Raw genomic sequence first — 24,944 nt, 5'->3', positions numbered from 1 at the left:
CACATTAAATGAACTTTGGACTTCTGGAAGGAGCTTGAACATTGTCAGCAATCCGTTACGAATTAATTAAAACCTGTAAGCAGACAGGAGCGAGGCTGGGGCGTGTGCATACGCCGCACGGCTCATTTGAAACCCCTGTCTTCATGCCCGTTGGAACCCTGGCGACAGTCAAAACAATGTCACCAGAGGAATTGGTCCAGATGGGTGCCGGGATCATCCTGAGCAACACCTATCATCTTTGGCTGAGACCAGGCCATGAAATCGTCCAGGAAGCAGGCGGCCTCCATAAATTCATGAACTGGGACCGTGCGATCCTTACCGATTCAGGTGGTTTCCAGGTATTTTCTTTAAGCGAGTTCAGGAAGATCGAAGAAGAGGGCGTCCACTTCCGCAATCATTTGAATGGGGACAAGCTTTTTCTCTCCCCGGAAAAGGCGATGGAAATTCAGAACGCACTTGGATCGGATATCATGATGGCATTCGATGAATGTCCTCCATATCCTGCTGAATATGATTACATGAAAAAATCTGTAGAACGTACCTCACGATGGGCAGAACGTTGCCTTACAGCCCATCAGCGTCCACAGGACCAGGGATTATTTGGAATCGTCCAGGGCGGGGAATATGAAGAGCTGCGAAAGCAAAGTGCCAAGGACCTTGTTTCTATGGACTTCCCGGGTTACGCAGTTGGCGGGCTGTCAGTCGGCGAACCGAAGGATGTCATGGATAGAGTGTTGGAATTCACCACACCATGGCTGCCAACGGACAAGCCACGCTATTTAATGGGGGTAGGTTCACCAGATTCATTGATTGATGGTGCCATCCGCGGAATTGATATGTTCGATTGTGTACTGCCAACACGTATTGCCAGGAATGGCACATTGATGACGAGTGAGGGAAGATTGGTCGTCAAGAACGCGAAATTTGCGCGTGACTTTGGACCACTGGATCCGAACTGCGATTGCTATACATGCAAAAATTACAGCAGGGCGTATATCCGCCACTTAATTAAAACGGATGAATCGTTTGGAATTCGACTTACTTCTTACCATAATCTCTATTTTCTGCTAAAATTAATGGAGCAGGTCAGACAGGCAATCCGTGAAGACCGTCTGGGGGACTTTAGAGAAGAGTTCTTTGAGCAATATGGCTACAATAAGCCGAATGCCAAAAACTTCTAAATAAACTGCTTTTTAATAAGGCTGTTATTGCCTGAAGGCTTCAGCAGCCTTGAACATGAAAGGAGGGGAAAAGGTATGGAAGGATTAGTAGGTACAGTATTCCCATTATTGCTGATGTTCGTATTATTCTACTTCTTGTTGATCCGCCCGCAGCAGAAGAGGCAAAAAGCGGTTCAGCAAATGCAGAGCGACCTGCAAAAAGGCGATAAGGTAGTGACGATCGGCGGTTTGCATGGAATCGTTGATGCAATTGAGGAAGGTACTGTTGTCATCAAATGTGGCGACGGAAGCCGTCTTACATATGACCGCGCGGCAATCCGCGATGTCAAAGAATCTGCAGGCGTTTAAAAGCATGCAGTTCAGAAGCACCTTAGACAATCCAGATCAGCGTTCGAGCTGTTCTGTCTCCACGTGCTGCTGATTTACTGACGAAAAAAGAAGCGGACTTTTGCCCGCTTCTTTTTTATGCTTTCGATGTGCCGCCAACGATGTTCACTCCAAGTATGCTGCCCATCATCGCCGTGAGGATGTAACAAATATGGTAGATGACTTGTTCCATCGAAAAGAGACTGTCATAACCCAGATACTGAAACAGGAATATAATCAGTGAATAAACGAGGCCTGTTCCACCTCCAATCATCCATCCTTTTTCTTTGCCGTTCCCGCCGGTGACAAATCCGCCGATGAAAATCGATAAAAACGAGATGGATGTCATTACGTATTGAAGCGATGATTCCTGGACTGAAGTGAACTTCAACAAAAGGGAAAAGATAAAACTGCTCACGATTGCCAGTAGAAAAATGGCAATCACTCCATAAAGGACGGCCCTGCCCAAACTTTTCGATTCCATTAACCCCTCTCCTCTCTAGTCTGATCCCTGCAACCGGGAAAACCCTAGTACAAGCATATTCAGGTAAAGGGACAATTAGAATCAGATTTTCCTGCCAGTTAACTTAAAAAAAAGCAGAAACTGTCAGTATTTTTTCATGCGAAAATTAAACACTAAGAAGGAATGCTTTGCGCAGAAGGGCGGGGGGAAAAGTGGAACAATACTTCATCATCCTTTTTAGGACAATGCTCCTTTACTTATTGATCCTGGTGATTTTTCGCTTAATGGGAAAAAGGGAGATCGGTGAATTGAGCATCCTCGATTTAGTTGTCTATATCATGATTGCTGAGATGGCGTCCCTGGCCATAGAAAACACGAAAGATCCGTTAATCAATACCCTTCTCCCCATCAGTATACTTGTCATCATCCAGATCACTCTGGCTATACTTTCCCTTAAAAGCAAGAAGTTCAGGGATCTTGTAGATGGAAAGCCGACTATCATCATTAATAATGGGAAAATCGATGAAAAAGCAATGAGATCGCAGAGATACAATTTTGACGATCTGCTGCTTCAATTGCGTGAAAAGGATGTAGGTGATATCGCAGATGTAGAGTATGCTATCTTGGAGCCGTCTGGTACATTATCCATATTCCAGAAAAATCAGGGTAATCAGCAGGACAACAGCAGCCTGTCACTGCCGCTCATCATCGATGGTGAGGTACAGGAAGATAATCTTGATATGATTGACAAATCGAAATCCTGGATGCTCGAGAAGCTTAGGAAAAAAGGATATGAAGATCCTGGCGATATTTCTTTTTGCAGCTACCAGAACGGAAAATTCTATATCGATGTGAAAGACAAATAAAAACGTGGAGTCAATATCCACGTTTTTTAACTTTGCGTCTTCCTGAAAAAAGATTTAAGGACGGATTGTATTTTCAAAAGTTCATTTTTCCTGATCAAACCAAGAGCAATAGAAAGTGACAGGTAGAGGGTTGTTACTGCTGCTGCATTGGAAAGAATTCTTACCGATAGTCCCTGCGATTCACCCTGCCAGTCCCAGAGCAGGAAACCTAATGAACCGGAAAGGATGATGATGGCAAATAGCTTTAAGTAATCTTTTACATAAAAGGTGAAGGAAACGGCCTTTAGCATCGTCGCAAAATGGAGAAGCGTGATCAGAACGATTCCCATGACCATGCCGAGGGCCACTCCATTGATGCCAAACGAAGGCTGGCTTGCCAGCAGGAAGATGACCGCTGTCTTAGCAAGGTTGCCGATCAGGCTGTTGATCATGGCTGCCCTTGCCAAATCAAGAGCCTGGAGTGCTGCCTGCAGCGGGCCCTGAAAATAGTAGAACAGGAAGAATGGCGCCATCAGCTTGATGAATTGTGACCCATTCGATGTCCCGTACATCAGCGTCATCAAAGGCTCGGCAAGTACATATAACACGACGATCGCAAGGCCGCCTGTTAATAGCGAAAAGCGCAAAGATTGCTGAAGGAGGTGTTCGATCACCTTCATCTTCTTTTTTGAGTTCGCTTCACTGATTGCCGGAACGAGTGATGTGGACAGAGAATAGGTGATGAAGGAGGGCAATAACAGCAATGGCATTGCGAAGCCGGTCAATGCTCCATATTGTTTCGTCGCAGCTACAGCTGCCACACCGGCAATCGCGAGACTATGGGCTACTACGATCGGTTCGAAAAACCAGGAAACAGAGCCGATCATCCTTGAACCTGTAGTCGGCAAAGCGATTCTCATTAAATCATTGAAAGTCGATTTCCCGGAGTGGACGAACTGGAAAAAATTATTACGCAGCCTGAATTTTTTCCTGAGCTTAAATGTGGTCATTAAATAAATCAATGAAATGAGCTCCCCGATCACGGATGCAATCATGGCACCTGCTGCTGCGTATTCTATTCCATATGGCATGAAGGTTTTTGTCAAAACAGCAATCAAAGTGATCCTAACGAGCTGTTCGATTACCTGTGAAATTGCAGAAGGCCTCATATTCTGCCTTCCCTGGAAGTAGCCGCGAAGAACGGAAGATACAGCGACAATCGGGACAATCGGAGCAATCGCCAGCAGCGGCCACTGCGTTCTTGGGTCTGTGAACAATGTTTCTGACAAGTATGGAGCCAGGAGGATGAGGGCAGGTGTAAATAAGACGGACAGCGTGATCGTGGTCGCCAGCGACACAACAAGAATCTTCTTGATCGCCCGGAAATCGCCTCTAGCCTCAGCTTCAGCGACATTTTTGGAAATCGCGACCGGGAGCCCGAGCTGGGTAATCGTCACGACGAGCACCATGGTAGGAAACGCCATCATATATAGACCGACACCCTCTTCGCCAATAAAACGGGCAATGACAATCCGATTTATAAAACCCAGCACCCTCGTGACGAGCCCGGCTATAAGTAAAATAAACGTTCCTTTTAAAAACTTCGACATTCAGCTCCCTGCCTTCTCAAAAATGCATATTTCATATACAATTAACTATATGCAGGAAAGTGGACAAAGCATGACAAGGTTAAAACATTAAACGAGAAAATTTGGACGAGGAGGCCAGGCCGATGGAAAAAAGCCATCAGTATGGACGATATTACAAGCAAGTGAAGCCGGCTCTGGAAAGTAAAATCGAAGAATTCAAAATATTCGGTTATGAACAGGTGAAAGGACCGGAACTATGGGAATACCTGACCAAGAAAAAGTGGAAAAAACCTAAGGAAGACATCCAGCTATATGAAATCGTCGCAGATATCCTGTCCGCCAAAATCGGGGACGTGATGAATTTCACCACTGTTGAAGCATTCAAACTCGGTGACTTTACATTCAATGACGAAGAAGAAATGAAGGAATTGCTCAAGTAACGGGAGAGCGGAATAGTCCTGCCAACATTATTTCCGGGGAGAGACTTGCTAGATGCAGATAACAGAAAAAGCTTAATTGACAGTTTTTTTAAACTGATACATAATTAGTATGCTATTAATTAGTTAAAGTTTTTTATTTGTCTGGCAGCATGTGTTTTGTGCGAAGAATAAGGAGGATTCATACATAATGGTAAAACGCAGCCGCATCGTGGCCTTCTTTTTGCTGGTTATTTTAATCGCAAGCGCCATGGGTGCAACAACCCAGAATATATTGAAAGATATCAAGCTAGGACTGGATCTTCAGGGTGGTTTTGAGGTTCTTTATGAAGTCACGCCTCTTAATGGCAAAAAAGGCGAGAAGGTTGACCGTGAAACCTTAAAGAGTACTGCTGAGGCGCTTGAGCGAAGGGTCAACGTCCTTGGTGTCAGTGAACCGAATATCCAGATCGAGGGAGACAACCGGATTCGCGTCCAGCTTGCTGGTGTAAAAGACCAGAACAAAGCACGTGAAATTCTTTCTACAGAAGCGAATCTAACCTTCAGGGACGTAAATGACCGTATCATGATGGACGGCGGCGACCTTGAGGAAAATGGTGCGAAGCAAAGCTTTGACCAGCAAAACAAACCTAGTATCTCGATCACTTTAAAAGATGGAGATCAGTTCGGCAAAATCACAAAGGAAATCCGTGATATGGCTCCTGAGAATCAGCTGATCATCTGGCTTGATTTCGAGGAAGGCAAGGATTCCTATAAGGAAGAAAGGATGAAGCCTGATCATAAATTCCTTTCCAATCCTAATGTCGATAAAATCCTGAATCAAAAGAATGTTGAAATCACTGGTAACTTCACGATCGAGGAAGCCCAGCAGCTTGCCTCCCTGCTGAACGCAGGCTCGTTGCCAGTTAATCTTGAAGAGACTTACTCTACTTCAGTGGGTGCCAAGTTTGGTGAACAGGCGTTAAATGAAACGATTTTTGCCGGGATCATCGGTATTCTTGCAGTCTTTGCTTTCATGCTGTTCCTGTACCGCATTCCGGGTATCGTGGCAGTTATCACTTTATCCATCTATGTTTACCTGATCCTCTTGATCTTTGACTGGATGAACGGTGTTCTAACACTTCCAGGAATCGCAGCATTGATCCTTGGTGTTGGCATGGCGGTCGACGCGAACATCATCACATATGAACGGATCAAAGAAGAACTGAAGGTTGGCCGTAATGTCAAAGCGGCATTTGATGCTGGCAGCAAAGGCTCCCTTTCTACCATATTCGATGCAAACTTGACGACATTGCTGGCAGCGATTGTATTGTTTGCCTATGGGACAAGCTCTGTAAAAGGCTTCGCGACCATGCTGATCATCAGTATCCTCGCAAGCTTCATCACTGCTGTTTTCGGGGCTCGCCTGTTCCTTGGATTGCTCGTAAACAGCGGACTGTTCAAAAACAAGCCTGGATTGTTTGGCGTCAAGCAAAGTGAAGTCCATGACCTTTCAGAAGGTTTGGATACTCTTGACTTGAAGACCAGGTTTGACCGCTTTGATTTCATCAAGAGCCGCAATAAGTTCTTTACGGCATCAGCAGTGTTGATCGGTCTTGGCCTGGTGGCTCTTCTGGTGTTCCGCCTGAATCTTGGCATTGATTTTGCAAGTGGAACAAGGGTTGAGATTCTCTCTGACAATAAACTCTCTGCTGAGCAGGTGAAAGATGAGCTTAAGCAGGTTGACCTGGAAACAAATGATATTATCATTTCAGGTGATAAAGGGGAAGTAGGAGTCGCTCGTTTTAAAGGGGTCCTGACCAAAGACCAGATATCCGAGCTGAAATCTCACTTCAAGGAAGTATATGGAGCTGAACCAAATGTAGGGACTGTGTCTCCGACAATCGGTAAGGAACTGGCCAAAAATGCCATGATTGCTGTGGCAATTGCATCCGTCGGGATCATCATCTATGTAACCGTTCGATTCGAGATCTATATGGCACTTGCTGCCGTTATCGCCCTGCTTCATGACGCGTTCTTCATCATTGTGTTGTTCAGTCTGACAAGACTTGAAGTCGACATAACCTTTATCGCTGCTGTCCTTACGATTGTTGGTTATTCAATCAATGACACCATCGTAACCTTCGACAGGATGCGAGAGAACATGGTCAAGAAAAGACGCCTGAAGACACCGGAGGATATTGCGGAAGTCGTTAATACATCACTTCGCCAGACACTTGGCCGTTCAGTCAACACGATCATGACGGTTGTCATTACAGTCGTCGCCCTGTTGCTGTTAGGAAGTGCATCCATCTGGAACTTCTCTTTCGCGCTTCTTATTGGTTTGATTGCCGGTACGTATTCTTCCATCTTCATCGCAGCACAGCTATGGTATGTATGGAAGGTCAAAGAACTTAAGAAAAAAGGTACCATCAAGACTTACAAGGAAAAGAAAGTCTACTCTGATGAGCCGCAAGTTTAATATGAACACCAAAAATACCACGGAAACACCGTGGTATTTTTTTATTCTTGGTTAGAACATCCATTTTACAGGATAAAATAAAAAGAATGCCGACAGAATAAAGATGGCAGGAAAGTAGATCGATTGCATCAAAAGTCAGGGCAGGGAGGAATTTATACATTGGAAAAAGATGTTCGATTCAAGAAAGCAGAGTTCGCAGCAATGGTTGGGGTCGTAGGCAACATTGCCCTGGCAGCATTGAAGTGGTCCGTTGGCATATACGCAAACAGTAAGGCTCTTGTTGCGGATGCTGTCCATTCTGCTTCGGATGTTGCTGGTTCACTGGCAGTATACATAGGTCTCAAGGCGGCAAAAGCACCGCCGGATGAAGACCATCCATATGGACATGGAAAGGCGGAGTCAATCGCGGCAATCATTGTTGCTGTCTTGCTGATGCTTGTTGGGGTTGAAATCGGCAGATCATCGATCGAGGCATTTTTCCATCCGATCGAACCCCCAAAATCAGTAGCGATCGTTGCGGTAGTCGTTTCGATTTTAGTTAAAGAGGGAATGTTCAGGTATAAATATAAACTGGGAAAACAGTTGAAAAGTGATGCCCTTATTGTGAATGCCTATGAGCACAGATCGGATGTCTATTCTTCGATAGCTGCCCTTATTGGGATCAGTGCGGCCGTCCTTGGGGGCAAATTTGGGATTGGCTGGCTGGAGTATGCCGATCCAGTGACAGGGCTGCTGGTCGCCTTGCTGGTCATCAGGATGGCATGGAAGCTTGGCAGGGAGTCGATTCATAATACACTGGACCATGTGCTTCATGATGAGGATACAGAGGAGTTCAGGAAAGTCGTCCAGTCGATCCCGGAAGTGAAAAAATTGGATGAGCTGCATGCAAGGGAGCATGGACATTATGTTATTATTGATTTGAAGATATCCGTCGATCCTCATATTACCGTGGAGCAGGGCCACCGCATAGGAAAAAGTGTGAAAAAGAAGCTGCTGGAAGACAAGAATGTCCAGAATGTCATGGTCCATATCAATCCATACAGTGAAAGTGGAGATTTCGAAGATAATGTAGAGATTCAATAGCTGCACAGGGAGGGGAAGAAATGAAGTTTCAATGGATGTTGCTGCTGGGAATTGCCTTTGCGTTGATCGTTGCCGTCTTTGCGGTCATCAATGTCGATCCGGTAACAGTGAACTATTTATTTGGGGAAGCAAAATGGCCGCTGATCCTGGTCATTCTGGGTTCTGTATTGATGGGCGGCATCATTGTTGGCTCAGTTGGGCTCTTCAGGATGTTTGTCCTACAACGTGAGGTTAAAACATTGAAAAAGAAAAACAGGTCACTGGAAGAACAGCTGGCTCAGGAGGAACCGGTCCAGGATGAACGGGTACAAGAACAGCAAATTCAGGATATACATTGATGTCACCGAAAAAGGCAGCATGAAAAGCTGCCTTTTTACATGCCGTTTAATTGGAAACGAAGCATTCCGTAATGCGAAATAATGAGTCTATTAGCATTCATTGTCATTGAAACCATCCGGCCGCTTTTGTATAATGAAAAAGCTGAGAGGTGAACGTATGTTAAAGCCAAAGTCTAGATGGATTGTCAATGAATCCGATACGATAAAAATAGAGTCACTTGCAAAAGACCTGAATATAACCCCTCTGACTGCTTCGTTGCTAGTCAATCGCGGACTGGATACCGTGGAAGATGCCCGGTATTTTTTATTTGCACAAAAAGGTGAGTTTCACGACCCTTTTTTGCTCAAGGATATGGACAAGGCAGTTGAGAGGATCAACAAGGCAGTTGAAATACAGGAGCCCATTTGGGTGTTTGGGGATTATGATGCTGATGGTGTGAGCAGTACGACGGTCATGATGAAAGCCTTGGATGAATTAGGTGCTAACGCCGACTACTACATACCGAACCGTTTTACAGAAGGATACGGCCCAAACGAAAAGGCCTTCAGAGCGGCTGCGGACAATGGGATCGGGCTGATCATCACGGTCGATACCGGTATTTCAGCGCTTCATGAAGCGAACGTTGCCAGGGATTTAGGCATTGACCTGATCATCACGGATCATCATGAACCGGGTCCGGTCCTGCCTGACGCCTTTGCCATCATCCATCCAAAACTGGAGGACAGCGAATATCCTTTCAAGGACCTGGCAGGTGTCGGTGTGGCTTTCAAGGTTGCGCACGCCTTGCTGGGCCGGCTGCCTGAGCACTTGCTGGAGTTTGCCGCAATTGGCACAATTGCCGATCTTGTGCCGCTGCTTGGCGAGAACAGGCTGATTGCCATAAAAGGGATCGAAAAACTGAAGTCGAGCGACACACCAGGATTGAATGCCCTGCTCAAACTTGCCAAGACAGAGCGGTCAAAAGTAGATGAAGAAACAATCGGTTTCATGATTGGCCCAAGGGTCAATGCAGCTGGCCGTCTCGGCAGTGCTGACCCGGCAGTGCAATTGATGATGACCCCTGACCCCGAAGAGGCAAAGATGCTGGCCGAGGAAATTGATTCAATCAATAAAGAGCGGCAAAGTATAGTTGCCCAGATTGCGGAAGAAGCCATTGCTGAAGTGGAACAGCGCTACCCTATCGCCGATAATCCTGTCCTCGTCGTTGGCAAGGAAGGCTGGAACGCCGGTGTCATCGGTATCGTAGCTTCCAAGCTCGTAGAAAAATATTATCGTCCAACGATCGTCCTCAGTTTTGATGAAGAAAAGGGACTTGCGAAGGGCTCTGCCCGAAGCATTGCCGGCTTTGACCTTTTTAAAAACCTATCGACATGCAGGGAGATCCTTCCCCATTTCGGCGGCCACCCTATGGCTGCGGGTATGACACTGGAGCTAAAGGATGTCGATGAATTGAGGTCCAGGCTGAATGCGCTGGCAAAAGAGCAATTGAATCAAGAAGACCTGATTCCCGTATCACATATAGATGCCAGAATAGATGTTAAACAGATTTCGATTGAAACAATCAATGAGCTTGGTCTCCTTTCACCTTATGGCGTCAGCAATCCAAAGCCGAAGGTACTGATTGATGGGGCGAACATTTCAACCCTGAAAAAGATTGGAGCGGACCAATCCCATCTTAAATTGGCACTTGAGGAAGATGGAACGGTCATTGATGGGATCGGATTCGGGTTTGGCTACCTGCATGAGCATATTTCACCAAGCTCGAAACTGTCGGTCATTGGCGAATTATCCATCAATGAATGGAACAATATCAAAAAGCCGCAGATTTTCCTGAGGGATTTAGCCGTCAAGTCATGGCAGCTTTTTGACTTCCGCGGACTGAAAAGAATTGAAAAGCTTCCGGAGATGATTCCTGGTGATCAGCCCATCCAGTGGATCCTCTTCAATGCTGAGTCGGAAAATAAGTTTTCCCCGATCATTGGGGATTCATTGCAGCTAGTAACAACCGAAGAACAAGCAGAGCAGATGGAGCTAAACGATTCATTCGTCGTCCTGCTGGATTTGCCGCCTTCCAAGGATATTCTTAAAAAGTTACTCGCCGACAAGAATCCTGGAAGAATCTATGCCCATTTTTACAAAGAAAATAGCGATTTCTTCACCACTATGCCGACCAGGGAGCATTTTAAATGGTTCTATGCTTTTCTTGCCAAAAAAGGTGCATTTGACCTTAAAAGATATGGCAATGAATTAGCCAAATATAGGGGATGGACAAAAGAAACCATAGAATTTATGTCGAAGGTGTTTTTTGAACTAGATTTTGTTAAAATAAACAATGGATTTATTTCACTTGAAGAAAATGTCCCGAAAAGGGATCTTTCTGAATCCAAAACATATCAGCACAAGGTGCAAGCATTCACTCTTGAAAATGAATTGCTCTATTCATCCTATGAGCAATTGAAGACCTGGTTTGACCAGTTCATTCAAGAGTCGGTGAAAAATGAGGAGGCAATTATTCAATGGATTTGAAACAATTCGTAACAATCGTTCCCGATTGGCCAAAGCCCGGCATTAAATTCAAGGACATCACAACCTTAATGGACAATGGTGATGCTTATAGATATGCTACAGACCAAATCGTGGCCTATGCCCGTGAAAAAGACATCGACCTTGTTGTCGGACCCGAAGCCCGTGGATTCATCATCGGCTGCCCGGTTGCCTATGCACATGGGGTGGGCTTTGCACCGGTAAGGAAGGAAGGAAAGCTTCCGCGAGAGACAATCAAGGTCACTTACGGACTTGAGTATGGTAACGATGTTTTAACAATTCACAAAGATGCAATCAAGCCAGGGCAAAGAGTCTTGATCACCGATGACCTGCTCGCAACTGGAGGAACGATTGAAGCGACGATCAAGCTGGTTGAAGAACTGGGCGGGATTGTGGCTGGTATCGCATTCCTGATCGAGCTGACTTATCTGGATGGCCGCGAGAAACTTGAGGGCTATGATGTCTTAACCCTTATGGAATTTTAATCACACGGGCGCTTCCTCGCGAAGTGCCCTTTTCTTATACGGAAGTGAGCCAAGGAAAAGAATGGTTTTTAAGGCGAAATTGACGGAAAATAAATATCATTCGACAATTTTTTTCATTTCTGCGGTAAAATATTTCCCTTTCTCTTTACATCTTCGATTTTTTCTTTGATAATAGTAACAATCCTTTATAAGAATAATTATTGTATATAAAGGATTTCCATGTTCATGTCGATTTTTCCTTGGTTCCCGCTAGAACGAATAAAGCGGGTTAATATATAAAGAAACTTAAATTAGGTGATCCTATGGCGAATGATCAGGTAATGACAGCCGAACAAGTCATTGACTGTACAAAATCATATTTAAATGATAAGCATGTTGAAATGGTAAGGAAGGCATATGAGTTCGCCAGGCAGGCTCATCATGATCAATTCAGGAAGTCCGGTGAACCGTATATCATCCATCCAATCCAGGTAGCAGGCATCCTTGCCGACCTTGAGATGGACCCGGCAACGGTCGCGGCCGGTTTTCTTCACGATGTCGTCGAAGATACGGAAGTGACTCTTGATGACATAAGAGATGCCTTCAATGACGAAGTGGCGATGCTTGTTGATGGTGTCACGAAACTGGGCAAAATCAAGTACAAGTCCCACGAAGAACAACAGGCTGAAAACCACCGTAAAATGTTTGTGGCGATGGCCCAGGATATTCGCGTCATTCTGATCAAGCTTGCTGACCGTCTTCATAATATGAGGACGTTGAAGCATTTGCCAAGTGAAAAGCAGCGCCGGATTTCCAATGAGACATTGGAGATTTTTGCCCCGCTCGCTCACAGGCTCGGTATCTCCAAGATCAAATGGGAACTTGAAGATACGGCATTGCGCTATCTGAACCCCCAGCAATACTACCGGATCGTCAATTTGATGAAAAAGAAAAGGGCAGAACGAGAGCAGTATTTAGATGAAGTCATTGATGAAGTGAAGGAAAGGATGAAAGAGGTTTCGATCAAGGCTGAAATCTCGGGCAGGCCGAAGCATATTTACAGCATCTATCGAAAAATGGTGCTGCAAAACAAACAGTTCAATGAAATTTATGATCTGCTGGCAGTGAGGATTGTTGTCAACAGCATCAAGGACTGCTATGCCATCCTTGGAATCATCCATACCTGCTGGAAACCGATGCCTGGACGATTCAAGGACTATATTGCGATGCCAAAGCCTAATATGTACCAGTCGCTGCACACCACAGTCATTGGTCCGAAAGGTGATCCACTTGAAGTCCAGATCAGGACCGATGAAATGCACCGGATCGCCGAATTCGGGGTGGCTGCACACTGGGCGTATAAAGAAGGCAAACCTGCTGACAGCTCCAATTTTGAAACGAAACTATCCTGGTTCAGGGAAATCCTTGAATTCCAGAATGATACGGCTAACGCTGAAGAATTCATGGAATCCCTAAAAATCGACCTGTTCTCGGATATGGTGTTTATTTTTACCCCAAAAGGCGATGTCATTGAATTGCCTGCTGGTTCCGTCCCGATCGATTTCGCCTACCGGATCCACTCCGAAATCGGCAACAAGACGATCGGTGCGAAAGTCAACGGAAAAATGGTCACGCTTGATTATCAGCTGAAGACAGGGGATATCATTGAAATCCTCACATCCAAACATTCTTACGGTCCAAGCAAGGACTGGCTCAAGCTGGCCCAGACCTCCCAGGCCAAGAACAAGATTCGCCAATTCTTCAAGAAGCAGCAGAAGGATGAGAATGTTGAAAAAGGCCGGGAACTATTAGAAAAAGAGATTCGCAACATGGATTTCGATGTCAAAGAAATCCTTACTACTGAAAACCTTAAAAAGGTATCGGAGAAGTTCAATTTTACCAATGAAGAAGATTTATTCGCTTCGATTGGCTATAACGGCATCACCGCGCTCCAGGTGGCTAACAGGCTGACGGAGAAGCTTCGCAAGCAGCGTGACCTTGAGCAAGAGAAGGATATCTCGAATGCCGTTTCCGAGCTTAAGTCTTTCACACCTGCTAAGAAGCGTGAATCCGGTGTCCGGGTGTCAGGCATTGACAATCTGCTGATCAGGCTTTCCCGCTGCTGCAATCCTGTACCTGGGGATGATATTGTAGGATTCATCACAAAAGGCAGGGGCGTATCTGTTCACCGTTCCGATTGCACGAACATCCATACAGAGGATGCGCAGGCAAGGCTGATCCCGGTCGAATGGGAAACGGCTCTTAACGACCGGAAAGAATACAATGTCGACATCGAGATCAGCGGCTATGACCGCAGAGGATTGTTGAACGAGGTACTGCAGGCCGTTAATGAAACAAAGACAAACATCACCGCCGTTTCTGGCAAATCCGATAAAAATAAAATGGCGACCATCAATATGTCGATTGCCATCCATAATGTCAGCCACCTGCAAAAGGTCGTCGACCGGATCAAGCAGATTCCGGATATCTACGCTGTCAGAAGGGTTATGAGTTAACTCCTGAGGCTTATGCGGATATCAGGACCAAGCAGACTGACGTGCAAGGAGAATCATAATGCGTTTAGTGATACAGAGAAGCAAGCAAGCCAAAGTGACAGTTGAGGGAGAAGTGACAGGCTCCATCGAGAAGGGGTTTGTCATCCTTGTAGGCGTTACCCATGAAGATACAGAAAAAGATGCGGCGTTCCTTGCCGAGAAGGCAGCGAATTTAAGAGTTTTTGAAGATGAAGCCGGCAAGATGAATCATTCCCTGCTTGATGTCGGGGGCGAGGTTCTTTCTGTATCCCAGTTTACCCTTTATGGAGATTGCCGCAAAGGGCGCCGTCCGAACTTCATGGATGCAGCAAAGCCTGACCATGCAGAAACAATCTATGAAGCATTCAACCGTTTCCTTGCCGAAAAAGGATTGAAGGTGGAAACTGGCGTCTTTGGCGCCATGATGGACGTCCAATTGACAAATGACGGTCCGGTAACATTGATTATTGACAGCAAATAAGTCAAAGAAGGTATCCCGAGAAGCGGGATACCTTCTTTTTTAGTTGTTTTTAAAATAGCGCGCCAGGCCTTCAAATATACCATTGGCTACCGCTTCCTGATACTGCTGTGTATTGACGAGCATTTCCTCTGCCGGGTTGCTCAAGTAGCCTAATTCAAGAAGTACGGCTGCCTGCCTGTTTTCCCTAATGACATGATAGTCGCCAAAGCGAGTGCCGCGGTCCTTGAGCATCGTCTTGCTTACAACCGAGGAGTGAATTTGTTCGCCCAGGGGTTTTTGCTTGGAATTATAATAGTACGTTGTCATCCCCCTGACAGTCCTGTCATTGATGCTGTCATAATGAATGCTGATAAAAGCATCTGCATTATGGTAATGGGAGCTGCTGACTCTGGATCCCAATGAGATGTATTGATCATTATTCCTTGTCAGGACAACGTTAGTTCCGGCAGCCCTAAGCTTTTCGTATAAAAGCTGTGCTGTTTTCAAAGTGATTGTTTTCTCCAAAGATCCTCTCACACCGGTTGTACCATTGTCACGGCCGCCATGCCCGGGGTCAATGACAATCGTTTTATTTTGTGTATGCTTTTCTGCACCAGGCTTTTCTATTTGCGGTGCATTGCCCTTCACAGAAACGATCCATCCGGCAACGAAGCCGGTCGCTCCATTTGGAAGAGTGATTTTATACCAGTCCTTTTCAACACTTATGATATCAAAGCTGTCTCCCTGATTGGCACGGGAAATCACCGATGTGCCGGTGCTTGGGCCTTTACGTATGTTCGTCCCATCATGGAGCATGGAAACAGTGCTGTTTTTTACTGGCTGGTTTGGAGCAGCCGCGGGTCCGCTTTTCTTAGTTTCGAAAAACCATCCGGCAGCCCAGCCTGTTTTTCCGGACTGATATTCAATCTTGACCCAGTTATTTTTTTCTTCAAGGATCTTGAAGGTTTGTCCCTTGGAAACAGAACCGATGACGGAGCCATTGAGAGTATTCTGGTCACGGACATTCAGGTTTGAAGCTGTTACCGTACCTGTGAACTGATCAGCAGGAGCAGGTGAGGCACTGCCTGTAGCTGGTGTGCCGCTAATCTTCAAATAATCGGAACTAACCCAGGCCTTTTTCCCTGCATATGTAATCTCTGCCCAGCCATTGGACTGAGAGTGGACTGGAACGACAGCGCCATTGTTTAACTGTCCAACTTTGCTCGCGTTTAATGATGGTTTCTCCCTTACATTCAGGGAAGTGGCGGTGACCGTTCCACTTGATTCAGCAGGCTTCGATGGCTGTGCAGTCGGTACGTTCTTTTTTGTGGTTATGTATTCCATTGAAACCCAGCCTCGTAAGGAAGCCGTTCTCACTTCGGCCCAATTCCCCTTTGAACTGAGAATTTCGACAGCCTGTCCATTATTCAGTGACCCTGCTACATCGTAATTGGTGCCAGGGCCTTTTCTTACACGAAGACCATCGACCGTTACGCTGCCCGAGCTGCCTGCTGTATTTTGCGAAACAGCTGGCTTGTCAGCTTCCTTTGCAGTGAACCATTGCGCCACCCAGCCTTTTTTGCTGCCGCCAAGGCTGATTTGGATCCATTCGCCTTCTTCCTTGACGATTGGGAATTTTTCGCCTTTTTTAACCGACCCGGTAACAGGGTAACTCAGTCCTGGGCCATTCCTGACATTCAGGCTTGTGGCAGTAATTGATACACTTCCATTTTCTGCTCTGGCATTTTCCAAAACTGGCAGGTTCCCAAATAAAAGCATCAGGCAAAGGATGACAGGAACCATTTTCATTCTGGGCATGATCTTCCTCCCTCATTTTTTTAAGAATCTTATAAAAATATATTACCGGAATTTACCGGTAAAATCACGAAGACTTTTTTCTTATATCGGAACTAATAAAGAAAATTCAATAGGAAAAAGCGCATATAAAAACCAAAAAGGGTGGGAAGAATAATAGACAATAAATAATGGAAGGTGATACCATGCGGTTCAGTGATAAAGGAATTTCCGCAGCGACCGGTGAGAACCAGCTTTTCGGGGTGGATTTTCACGATTTCATCCAAAAAGAGCAAAACGCTCATGTCGTGGAATTGGCGTCAGAATTTGGGCTTTCCCTCCGTGACGTAAGAAAATTGAAAAAACAGCTGGAACGTTCTTGAATTGTGCTTGACAATGCTAATTGGACTCCGTATTATAATATAAATAAAATGTCATACGGAAAACATACCGTTGATGGAGCATAGTAGCCAGGATACAAATGGAAAGAGAGGAAATGCCGCGGCTGGAAGCATTTCTGCATGATGACTTGGTGAATGAACACTCCGAAGGATTTTCTCTGAACATCGGCAATGCCGTCAGTAGGAGAAGACGTAGGCAGGCGTTAACTGTTAAAGAGGAAGTGCCGGTCGGCGCTTCAATTAGGGTGGCACCACGGGAATCAAAGCTCTCGTCCCTTGTTATTATAGCAAGGGATTGAGGGCTTTTTTGCATTCTTTTTTACAGGATAAGGAAGTATACAATTCACTTTGAGAATTGTCCAGCTCGTAGCCCCTCGAGACGTTTCGGTCCGCTCAATGAAGTCAAAGAACGACTTCAACGGTCGGCCCTCCAACGCTTGTCGGGGCTGACCAAGGCGCTTGCGTTTTCTATACATAATGACCTATTGAATGGAGGAGGATGAACTGTGTCGAATCAAATTAAAATCCCACGCGGAACACAGGACATTTTGCCAGGCCAGACTGAAAAATGGCAGCTTATTGAGGCGAAAGCAAGAGAACTTTGCGAAAGATATCAATATCGGGAGATCCGGACACCGATTTTTGAACATACAGAATTATTCCAGCGAGGCGTTGGAGATACGACTGATATCGTTCAAAAAGAGATGTACACATTCACCGACAGAGGAGACCGCAGTCTGACATTGCGGCCGGAAGGAACAGCAGCGGCTGTCCGTTCCTTTGTCGAGAATAAAATGTTCGGAAATCCGAACCAGCCAGTAAAGCTGTATTATATGGGGCCGATGTTCCGGTATGAACGTCCCCAGGCAGGACGCTTCCGCCAATTCGTCCAGTTCGGTGTAGAAGCAATGGGAAGTGCAGATCCTGCAATCGATGCTGAAGTGATTTCGCTGGCAATGGGAATCTATCAGGAACTCGGGCTGAAGAAGCTGAAACTCGTGGTTAACAGCCTCGGGGACAAGGAGAGCCGGACTGCTCACAGAGAGGCTCTTGTGAACCACTTCAAACCTCGGATCGGGGAGTTCTGCAATGACTGCCAGAACCGCCTTGAAAAAAATCCGATGCGAATCCTTGATTGCAAGGCGGACCGTGACCACGAGCTGATGAAGTCAGCTCCATCCATCATTGATTACTTGACGGATGAGTCAGCACAATATTTTAACAAAGTCACAAAATACCTGACCGATCTGGGAATTGGATTCGAAATAGATGCCAATCTCGTGCGCGGCCTGGATTACTATAACCACACTGCTTTTGAAATCATGAGCAATGCTGAAGGTTTCGGTGCGATCACCACGCTTTGCGGCGGCGGCAGATACAATGGCCTGGTGGAGGAAATCGGCGGACCGGAAACCCCGGGTATCGGTTTTGCACTGAGCATTGAGAGATTGCTTGCGGCACTTGAGGCAGAAGGAGTCGAACTTCCGGTCAAGGAAGAAATCGATTGCTATCTCGTTTCACTCGGCGATGAGGCCAAAGATTATACTGTAGGCCTGCTTCATAAGTTGAGGATGGCCGGCTTCTCGGTTGAACGCGATTATCTTGACCGTAAAATCAAAGCTCAATTCAAGGCTGCAGACAGGGTAAACGCAAGGTACGTGGCCGTTCTGGGCGAAAATGAACTGAAAGAAAACAAAATCAACCTGAAATCAATGGCGGACGGGGAGCAGACAGAACTGCCGCTTGAGAGTTTTATTGAAAAATTCAAGGAAATCAGCAGATAGTGGGGGAGTTTACATGTTTGGTAGATCATATTTTTGCGGTGAAGTAACAGAAAAGGCAATTGGTGAAAAGGTAACGCTGAAAGGCTGGGTGCAAAAGCGCCGTGACCTTGGAGGATTGATCTTCATCGACCTCCGGGACAGAACCGGCATCGTCCAGATTGTTTTCAATCCCGAAGTTTCACCTGAGGCGCTTTCCATTGCCGAGAAGGTGCGTACAGAATACGTCCTTGATGTGAAAGGCACTGTCATTGCCCGCGAACAAGGCAGTGTAAATGAAAACCTTAAGACTGGAAAGATCGAAGTCCAGGTAGAGGAACTCATTATTATCAATGAAGCGAAAACGACACCGTTCGTGATTGCCGACAAAACGGATGTATCTGAAGATGTGCGTTTGAAATACCGTTATCTTGATCTTCGCCGCCCGGTCATGTTCGAGACCTTCAAGATGAGGCATCAGGTAACAAAAGCGATCCGCGATTACCTGGATGGCGAAGGCTTCCTGGATGTTGAAACACCAATCTTAACAAAGAGTACGCCTGAAGGAGCGAGGGATTATCTCGTACCAAGCCGTGTGCATCCGGGTGAATTCTACGCTCTTCCACAATCTCCGCAGATTTTCAAGCAGCTGATGATGGTTGGCGGCTTCGAGCGTTATTACCAGATCGCCCGTTGCTTCCGTGATGAGGACCTGCGTGCTGACCGCCAGCCGGAATTCACGCAGATCGATATCGAAACAAGCTTCATGAGCCAGGAAGATATCATGAGCCTTACGGAAAAAATGATGCAAAAAGTCATGAAGGATGTAAAAGGATTGGAAGTCGCATCGCCATTCCCACGCATGAGTTACCAGGAAGCGATGGACCGTTTTGGCTCTGACAAGCCGGACACTCGCTTCGGCATGGAGCTTGTTGACCTTTCCGAAACAGTCAAGGAATCAGGCTTCAAGGTATTCGCATCGGCAGTCGCTGGCGGAGGACAGGTCAAGGCAATCAATGTCAAAGGCGCGGCAGCAAATTATTCACGCAAGGATATCGATGGCCTGACTGAATTTGTGGCTGTATACGGAGCGAAAGGCCTCGCCTGGCTGAAAGCGGAAGAGGATGGCTTGAAAGGTCCGATTTCAAAATTCTTTGGCGAAGATGAGCAAGCTGCTCTTAAATCCCAGCTTGATGTCACGGCTGGTGACCTTCTGCTGTTCGTAGCGGACAAGAAAAGTGTCGTGGCAGATGCGCTTGGTGCATTGCGCCTGAAGCTTGGAAAAGAGCTTGGACTGATCGACCAGAACAAATTCAATTTCCTATGGGTGACAGACTGGCCGCTATTTGAGTTCGATGAAGAAGCAGACCGTTACTTCGCAGCACACCATCCATTTACGATGCCTGTTCGCGATGACGTGCCAATGCTTGAGAGCGATCCTGCCAAGGTAAAAGCACAGGCATATGACATCGTACTCAACGGCTATGAACTTGGAGGCGGTTCTCTGAGGATTTTTGAAAGAGACGTCCAGGAGAAAATGTTCTCTGTGCTTGGATTCACTAAAGAACAGGCATATGAACAGTTCGGCTTCCTGCTTGAAGCATTCGAATATGGAACACCGCCACATGGAGGAATTGCACTTGGACTGGACAGAATGGTGATGCTGCTTGCGGGAAGATCCAACCTGCGCGACACAATCGCCTTCCCGAAAACAGCAAGCGCAAGCGACCTTTTGACAGACGCTCCTGGCGAGGTAAGCGGAGCACAGCTGGACGAATTGCATTTGTCATTAAATGTTAAAAAAGACCAGTAATATCCATCCCCCATTTTCTTGAAGTTCATTCAAGCCTGTGGTAATATAATAACAACAGACGAAGAGTCCTGATGTGTTCGTTGTTTAACCTGAAGTTTTGACCTAACATCTATCCTTCGGGAGCACGAGTTTTCGGGCCGCGTAAATGCCTCTGGCTAGAGGACTTACAGAAACCCGGAACAGGGCACCCACCTGCTGAGAGCGGGTTCAAGACGAAGGCAACCAACGCGACGGCACGATTGGGACTCTTCCTACATACGTACACCAAAACCATGCATCCGCATGGTTTTTTTGTTTAATGGACCTTATGGAATTGCATAATTCTTCACTTTAATACTCATTAATTCCTATAAAAATACTTGAATTTAACGGTAGGTATGTTATATTCGAAAGCGGGTATAGATAGTAACACGAAATCTTAAATTTGGAGTGAGTCTGGATGCTTCATCAATTTTCTAGAAATGAACTGGCCATTGGCAAAGATGGCCTTGATATAATGAAAAACAGTACTGTTGCCGTTTTAGGAATCGGCGGCGTCGGTTCGTTCGCAGCAGAAGCGCTGGCACGGTCTGGCGTTGGGAAGCTTATTTTGATCGACAAGGATGATGTCGATATCACGAATGTCAACCGCCAGCTGATTGCGCTGCTTTCGACGGTCGGCAAGCAAAAGGTAGAAGTGATGCGTGACAGGATCATGGATATCAATCCTGAATGTGAAGTTGTCGCATTGAAAATGTTCTATACTGAAGAAACGTACGAAGAGATATTCGGCTATGATCTTGACTTCATCGTCGATGCTTCGGATACGATTTCTTATAAAATCCATCTGATCAAGGAATCCATCAATCGAGGCATCCCGATGATTTCAAGCATGGGTGCAGCTAATAAAATGGATCCTACACGGTTCCAGATTGCGGATATTTTCAAGACGCATACTGATCCACTTGCGAAGGTCATCCGCACTCGCCTGCGAAAAGAAGGAGTCAAAAAAGGAATTCCTGTTGTCTTTTCTGACGAAAGCCCGATTGTCATCAGGGAGGATGTCAGGAAAGAGGTTGGCAATGACAATGCGGAAATCCGCAAAGCGAAAATGCCTCCGTCCTCCAATGCGTTCGTTCCGTCTGTAGCCGGTCTGATCATGGCCAGCTATGTCGTCAGGGAATTGTTGAAAGACATCGAGATTGAGCGTGTGAACAGTTAAAAGCATGAAAACAGCTGAAAAAGCGGCAAGGACCACCTAAGGGTCCTGCCGCTTATTTTTTATGTCCGGTGATTTTTTCGTAGATGGAGGCAATCGCCTGTTCAAACTTACCGGTCTTCTTGGGTTTATAGTACACCTTGTTTTTAATCCTGTCAGGAAGATACTGCTGTTTGACCCAGCCGCCCTCGTAATCATGAGGGTACAGATAGTCCACGCCTCTTCCAAGGTCTTTAGCCCCTTTGTAATGGGCATCCTTCAGGTGATCAGGAACCTCTCCGCTGATGCCCGATCGGATGTCAGCTAGTGCGGAATCGATTGCGGCATAAGCAGAATTCGATTTAGGTGACAGGCATAACTCGATTACTGCATTGGCCAGTGGGATCCTTGCCTCAGGGAAACCGACCCTTTCCGCCGCTTCGATGGCAGCCAGTGTCCTTTGTCCTGCCTGGGGACTTGCCAATCCGATATCTTCATAGGCAATTACCAGAAGCCTGCGATTGATGCTGACAAGATCGCCCGCTTCAATCAATCTTCCAAGATAGTGGAGAGCGGCATTCACATCGCTGCCCCGGATGGACTTCTGAAACCCTGACAGGACATCATAGTGGGCATCGCCATCTTTATCATGCGAAAGACTCTTCTTCTGCATGCATTCTTCCGCTGCGCCCTCATCGATATGGATGACTCCATCTTCATCAGGTTCAGTGGATAGGACAGCAAGCTCCAGGGCATTCAAGGAACTTCTCACATCTCCGCCGGAGGCTGTGGCAAAATGGGTGAGGGCCTCTTCTGTCAGTTCAACCTTCGAGTTCCCGAGGCCTCTTTCTTCATCGGCAATCGCCCTTCGCAAAGCCGTTTTTATATCCTCTGGTTCAAGCGGCTTCAATTCGAAAATCTGGCATCTTGACCGGATGGCAGGATTGATCGCGTGGTACGGGTTGCTCGTTGTAGCGCCAATCAGGACGATCATCCCATTTTCCAGATAGGGAAGCAGGAAATCCTGTTTCGCTTTATCAAGACGGTGCACCTCATCAAGCAGCAGGATGACTTTGCCTGACATCTTCGCTTCTGCAGCCACTACTTCCATATCTTTTTTATTGTTCGTAACGGCATTCAGTGTCCTGAATGCAAAATTCGTGCTCCCGGCGATCGCACTGGCAATCGAAGTTTTTCCGATGCCAGGCGGTCCATATAGAATCATTGACGATAATTGTCTCGCCTTGACCATTCTGTTTATGATTTTTCCTTCAGCTACCAGATGGGACTGGCCGATCACTTCTTCGATCGTCCGCGGCCTCATCCTGAAAGCAAGAGGTTTAAGGTTCATACTCATCGCTCCAATAAAAAGCAGTTTCGTGTATATATACAATAACACGAACAGGGGACATGCGCATTGTACATGCAATTTATGCTATAATGTCAAAAGCCTACCTATTGACTAAGGATTTTGTTAAAATTTATAGTGTGAGAATGCCATATGGGGCATTATGAATATATCGTATAAAAACCAACCATTTTAAAAGAACTATGGAATAGAGGTGCAGTATGAAAATTTCCACGAAAGGCCGATACGGACTGACCATCATGATCGAGCTAGCCAAAAAATATGGAGAGGGCCCGATTTCTTTGAAGTCGATTGCGCAAACCAATGATTTATCAGAGCACTATTTAGAACAGCTTGTGGCGCCCCTCCGAAATGCAGGACTCGTAAAAAGCATCAGGGGAGCGTACGGAGGCTATATTCTCGGTTCAGAGCCTTCACAGATCTCAGCAGGCGATATCATCAGAGTCCTTGAAGGCCCAATCAGCATTGTCGAGGGTATTGAGGATGAAGAACCTGCCAAGCGCGAACTGTGGACACGGATCAGGGACGCAGTGAAAGATGTACTGGACAATACCACGATTGAAGACCTTGCAAACCACACCGACAACTTTGGCGAGTCTGATGCTTACATGTTCTATATTTGATTGAAAAGCTTTCGAACAGAGCCAATATAAACTAAAATCTTCTGAAGAGAGGGTAAAACTTTGGATAGAATCTATTTGGACCATGCGGCCACGACACCGATGCATCCAGACGTCTTGGCTGAAATGGTAAAAGTAATGGAATCGGAGTTTGGTAATCCTTCAAGCATCCACCATTACGGGCGCGAGGCCAGAAAAATCCTGGATGATACTCGTGATGAGCTAGCAAAAAGCATCGGGACAAAAGGGAATAATATCATCTTCACAAGCGGCGGAACAGAAGCGGATAACCTTGCTATTATCGGCTATGCCGAACAAAACCGCTCAAAAGGACATCATATCATCACGACCCAGGTGGAACACCATGCTGTCCTGCACAGCTGTGAGGAGCTGGAAAAGCGTGGCTTTGAAGTCACATATCTACCTGTTGATGAAAACGGCCTTGTGTCCATTGATTCTTTTGAAGAAGCATTGCGCGATGATACGATCCTTGTGACCATCATGTATGGAAATAATGAAGTAGGGACGATTCAGCCGATTGCAGAAATAGGGAAGCGTCTTTCCGGGCATCAGGCTGTTTTCCATACGGATGCAGTCCAGGCTTATGGGATCGAGAAATTAAGCGTAGAAGAATTAAACGTCGATATGCTTTCTGTTTCGGCCCATAAAATCAATGGACCTAAAGGAATTGGCTTTCTCTATATCCGCGATGGAATCAAGCTTGCGCGCCAGCTATTCGGCGGCGAACAGGAGAGGAAGCGCCGTGCAGGCACTGAAAATGTTGCCGCAATCTCCGGATTCCGGAGAGCGGTTCAGCTATCACAACAAGAGCTTGAAACCAAGCGCTCCTTATATCGTAATTTGCAGAACCGGTTCATCGGCACACTTGAAGAGAGCGGTATCTCTTTCCAGCTGAACGGATTGCTTGATAATTCACTGCCGCATATTTTAAACTTAAGCTTTCCTGGTACTAATGTCGAAGCGATGCTGGTCAACCTGGACCTGGCTGGAATTGCCGCCTCAAGCGGTTCTGCTTGCACAGCAGGTTCCATTGACCCATCACATGTGCTTGTTGCGATGTACGGAAAAGAGTCTGACAAGCTGACAAACTCGATCCGTTTCAGTTTCGGATTGAAAAATACACAAGAACAGATTGACAAAGCAGCTGGAGATACAGCTAAAATTGTCCAGAGGCTCGCGAAAAACAACCGGGCTTAAGGATACACTAGTTTTAAAGGAAGAGT

The 24,944-nt window shown here is 46.2% G+C and carries 21 protein-coding genes, 1 other RNA gene and 1 other annotated feature; of the genes, 18 read left to right on the top strand and 4 right to left on the bottom strand.

The genetic code is table 11. From position 1 onward, the window contains the following. The first annotated feature begins 41 nt into the window (after positions 1-41). Entirely contained in the window at positions 42-1,181 is a 1,140-nt protein-coding gene (gene tgt, locus ACNAZ4_RS13370; protein ID WP_415815036.1) for a tRNA guanosine(34) transglycosylase Tgt, read from the top strand. Positions 1,182-1,256: 75 nt separating this feature from the next. Further along, positions 1,257-1,529, top strand: coding sequence for a preprotein translocase subunit YajC (yajC, locus tag ACNAZ4_RS13365; protein WP_415815035.1), 273 nt, complete (start codon positions 1,257-1,259; stop codon positions 1,527-1,529). Between the two features lie 115 nt (positions 1,530-1,644). Here the strand turns inward: yajC and ACNAZ4_RS13360 are convergent, their stop codons facing one another. Then, positions 1,645-2,031 (bottom strand): TIGR04086 family membrane protein, encoded by a 387-nt coding sequence (locus ACNAZ4_RS13360; RefSeq protein WP_415815034.1) that lies wholly within the window; start codon positions 2,029-2,031, stop codon positions 1,645-1,647. Positions 2,032-2,222: 191 nt separating this feature from the next. Here ACNAZ4_RS13360 and ACNAZ4_RS13355 point away from each other — a divergent pair, with 191 nt between their 5' ends. After that, positions 2,223-2,876 (top strand): DUF421 domain-containing protein, encoded by a 654-nt coding sequence (locus tag ACNAZ4_RS13355; RefSeq protein WP_415815033.1) that lies wholly within the window; start codon positions 2,223-2,225, stop codon positions 2,874-2,876. 26 nt (positions 2,877-2,902) lie between these two features. Here ACNAZ4_RS13355 and spoVB read toward each other — a convergent pair whose 3' ends face one another. After that, positions 2,903-4,465 (bottom strand): stage V sporulation protein B, encoded by a 1,563-nt coding sequence (gene spoVB, locus ACNAZ4_RS13350; protein WP_415815032.1) that lies wholly within the window; start codon positions 4,463-4,465, stop codon positions 2,903-2,905. A 122-nt stretch (positions 4,466-4,587) separates the two neighbouring features. Between spoVB and ACNAZ4_RS13345 the strand changes: the two genes are divergently transcribed. The 8 genes from ACNAZ4_RS13345 to dtd all read left to right on the top strand — a co-directional run bounded on the left by ACNAZ4_RS13345 (position 4,588) and on the right by dtd (position 14,787). Beyond that, a complete protein-coding gene (locus ACNAZ4_RS13345; RefSeq protein WP_415815031.1) occupies positions 4,588-4,884 on the top strand; it encodes a post-transcriptional regulator in 297 nt (98 codons plus the stop codon). A 187-nt stretch (positions 4,885-5,071) separates the two neighbouring features. Beyond that, positions 5,072-7,342 (top strand): protein translocase subunit SecDF, encoded by a 2,271-nt coding sequence (secDF, locus tag ACNAZ4_RS13340; protein ID WP_415815030.1) that lies wholly within the window; start codon positions 5,072-5,074, stop codon positions 7,340-7,342. 159 nt (positions 7,343-7,501) lie between these two features. Further along, positions 7,502-8,425, top strand: a complete 924-nt coding sequence (locus ACNAZ4_RS13335; protein ID WP_415815029.1) for a cation diffusion facilitator family transporter — start codon at positions 7,502-7,504, stop codon at positions 8,423-8,425. Between the two features lie 20 nt (positions 8,426-8,445). Continuing rightward, positions 8,446-8,763, top strand: coding sequence for a LapA family protein (locus tag ACNAZ4_RS13330; protein ID WP_415815028.1), 318 nt, complete (start codon positions 8,446-8,448; stop codon positions 8,761-8,763). A gap of 157 nt (positions 8,764-8,920) precedes the next feature. Beyond that, positions 8,921-11,290 (top strand): single-stranded-DNA-specific exonuclease RecJ, encoded by a 2,370-nt coding sequence (gene recJ / locus ACNAZ4_RS13325; protein ID WP_415815027.1) that lies wholly within the window; start codon positions 8,921-8,923, stop codon positions 11,288-11,290. Further along, complete coding sequence (locus ACNAZ4_RS13320) at positions 11,281-11,793, top strand: adenine phosphoribosyltransferase (protein ID WP_415815026.1); 513 nt, start codon at positions 11,281-11,283, stop codon at positions 11,791-11,793. Before recJ ends, ACNAZ4_RS13320 begins: the two co-directional genes overlap by 10 nt. A gap of 302 nt (positions 11,794-12,095) precedes the next feature. Next, entirely contained in the window at positions 12,096-14,288 is a 2,193-nt protein-coding gene (locus ACNAZ4_RS13315) for a RelA/SpoT family protein (protein ID WP_415815025.1), read from the top strand. A gap of 58 nt (positions 14,289-14,346) precedes the next feature. Next, the gene (dtd, locus tag ACNAZ4_RS13310; RefSeq protein WP_415815024.1) at positions 14,347-14,787 is read left to right on the top strand and encodes a D-aminoacyl-tRNA deacylase; all 441 of its coding nucleotides are present in this window, start codon (positions 14,347-14,349) and stop codon (positions 14,785-14,787) included. 39 nt (positions 14,788-14,826) lie between these two features. On the opposite strand, the gene ACNAZ4_RS13305 is transcribed toward dtd, so the two are convergent. Then, positions 14,827-16,584, bottom strand: coding sequence for an SH3 domain-containing protein (locus ACNAZ4_RS13305; protein WP_415815023.1), 1,758 nt, complete (start codon positions 16,582-16,584; stop codon positions 14,827-14,829). A gap of 182 nt (positions 16,585-16,766) precedes the next feature. On the opposite strand from ACNAZ4_RS13305, the gene ACNAZ4_RS13300 reads away from it, so the two are divergent. The 5 genes from ACNAZ4_RS13300 (at position 16,767) to ACNAZ4_RS13280 (ending at position 21,735) form a co-directional block, all read left to right on the top strand. After that, positions 16,767-16,943, top strand: a complete 177-nt coding sequence (locus ACNAZ4_RS13300) for a hypothetical protein (protein WP_415815022.1) — start codon at positions 16,767-16,769, stop codon at positions 16,941-16,943. A 61-nt stretch (positions 16,944-17,004) separates the two neighbouring features. Next, positions 17,005-17,241 (top strand) — a binding site (T-box leader). 226 nt (positions 17,242-17,467) lie between these two features. Further along, entirely contained in the window at positions 17,468-18,745 is a 1,278-nt protein-coding gene (gene hisS / locus ACNAZ4_RS13295) for a histidine--tRNA ligase (RefSeq protein ID WP_415815021.1), read from the top strand. A gap of 13 nt (positions 18,746-18,758) precedes the next feature. Continuing rightward, entirely contained in the window at positions 18,759-20,534 is a 1,776-nt protein-coding gene (gene aspS, locus ACNAZ4_RS13290; RefSeq protein ID WP_415815020.1) for an aspartate--tRNA ligase, read from the top strand. Between the two features lie 62 nt (positions 20,535-20,596). After that, a non-coding RNA gene (gene ssrS / locus ACNAZ4_RS13285) (6S RNA) lies at positions 20,597-20,784 on the top strand. A gap of 189 nt (positions 20,785-20,973) precedes the next feature. Continuing rightward, positions 20,974-21,735, top strand: a complete 762-nt coding sequence (locus tag ACNAZ4_RS13280; protein ID WP_415815019.1) for a tRNA threonylcarbamoyladenosine dehydratase — start codon at positions 20,974-20,976, stop codon at positions 21,733-21,735. A 52-nt stretch (positions 21,736-21,787) separates the two neighbouring features. Here ACNAZ4_RS13280 and ACNAZ4_RS13275 read toward each other — a convergent pair whose 3' ends face one another. After that, positions 21,788-23,062 carry a replication-associated recombination protein A gene (locus tag ACNAZ4_RS13275; RefSeq protein ID WP_415815018.1) on the bottom strand — a complete coding sequence of 425 codons (1,275 nt, stop codon included), beginning with the start codon at positions 23,060-23,062 and terminating at the stop codon, positions 21,788-21,790. A 218-nt stretch (positions 23,063-23,280) separates the two neighbouring features. On the opposite strand from ACNAZ4_RS13275, the gene cymR reads away from it, so the two are divergent. After that, positions 23,281-23,703: a cysteine metabolism transcriptional regulator CymR gene (gene cymR, locus ACNAZ4_RS13270; RefSeq protein ID WP_415815017.1), complete on the top strand. Its 423-nt coding sequence runs from the start codon at positions 23,281-23,283 to the stop codon at positions 23,701-23,703. A 60-nt stretch (positions 23,704-23,763) separates the two neighbouring features. Further along, positions 23,764-24,918, top strand: a complete 1,155-nt coding sequence (locus ACNAZ4_RS13265) for a cysteine desulfurase family protein (RefSeq protein WP_415815016.1) — start codon at positions 23,764-23,766, stop codon at positions 24,916-24,918. Positions 24,919-24,944: the final 26 nt, after the last annotated feature.

Source organism: Mesobacillus thioparans (assembly GCF_965138835.1).
Classification (GTDB): Bacteria; Bacillota; Bacilli; order Bacillales; family Cytobacillaceae; genus Mesobacillus; species Mesobacillus thioparans.
This window is presented reverse-complemented; position numbering and strand designations above follow the sequence as displayed.

Bases quoted from the DNA above. Each gene is read 5' to 3' on its own strand.
- yajC (WP_415815035.1), top strand. From the start codon at position 1,257: ATGGAAGGATTAGTAGGTACAGTATTCCCATTATTGCTGATGTTCGTA.
- ACNAZ4_RS13360 (WP_415815034.1), bottom strand. From the start codon at position 2,031: ATGGAATCGAAAAGTTTGGGCAGGGCCGTCCTTTATGGAGTGATTGCC.
- spoVB (WP_415815032.1), bottom strand. From the start codon at position 4,465: ATGTCGAAGTTTTTAAAAGGAACGTTTATTTTACTTATAGCCGGGCTC.
- ACNAZ4_RS13345 (WP_415815031.1), top strand. From the start codon at position 4,588: ATGGAAAAAAGCCATCAGTATGGACGATATTACAAGCAAGTGAAGCCG.
- secDF (WP_415815030.1), top strand. From the start codon at position 5,072: ATGGTAAAACGCAGCCGCATCGTGGCCTTCTTTTTGCTGGTTATTTTA.
- ACNAZ4_RS13330 (WP_415815028.1), top strand. From the start codon at position 8,446: ATGAAGTTTCAATGGATGTTGCTGCTGGGAATTGCCTTTGCGTTGATC.
- recJ (WP_415815027.1), top strand. From the start codon at position 8,921: ATGTTAAAGCCAAAGTCTAGATGGATTGTCAATGAATCCGATACGATA.
- ACNAZ4_RS13320 (WP_415815026.1), top strand. From the start codon at position 11,281: ATGGATTTGAAACAATTCGTAACAATCGTTCCCGATTGGCCAAAGCCC.
- ACNAZ4_RS13315 (WP_415815025.1), top strand. From the start codon at position 12,096: ATGGCGAATGATCAGGTAATGACAGCCGAACAAGTCATTGACTGTACA.
- dtd (WP_415815024.1), top strand. From the start codon at position 14,347: ATGCGTTTAGTGATACAGAGAAGCAAGCAAGCCAAAGTGACAGTTGAG.
- ACNAZ4_RS13305 (WP_415815023.1), bottom strand. From the start codon at position 16,584: ATGCCCAGAATGAAAATGGTTCCTGTCATCCTTTGCCTGATGCTTTTA.
- ACNAZ4_RS13300 (WP_415815022.1), top strand. From the start codon at position 16,767: ATGCGGTTCAGTGATAAAGGAATTTCCGCAGCGACCGGTGAGAACCAG.
- aspS (WP_415815020.1), top strand. From the start codon at position 18,759: ATGTTTGGTAGATCATATTTTTGCGGTGAAGTAACAGAAAAGGCAATT.
- ACNAZ4_RS13280 (WP_415815019.1), top strand. From the start codon at position 20,974: ATGCTTCATCAATTTTCTAGAAATGAACTGGCCATTGGCAAAGATGGC.
- ACNAZ4_RS13275 (WP_415815018.1), bottom strand. From the start codon at position 23,062: ATGAACCTTAAACCTCTTGCTTTCAGGATGAGGCCGCGGACGATCGAA.
- cymR (WP_415815017.1), top strand. From the start codon at position 23,281: ATGAAAATTTCCACGAAAGGCCGATACGGACTGACCATCATGATCGAG.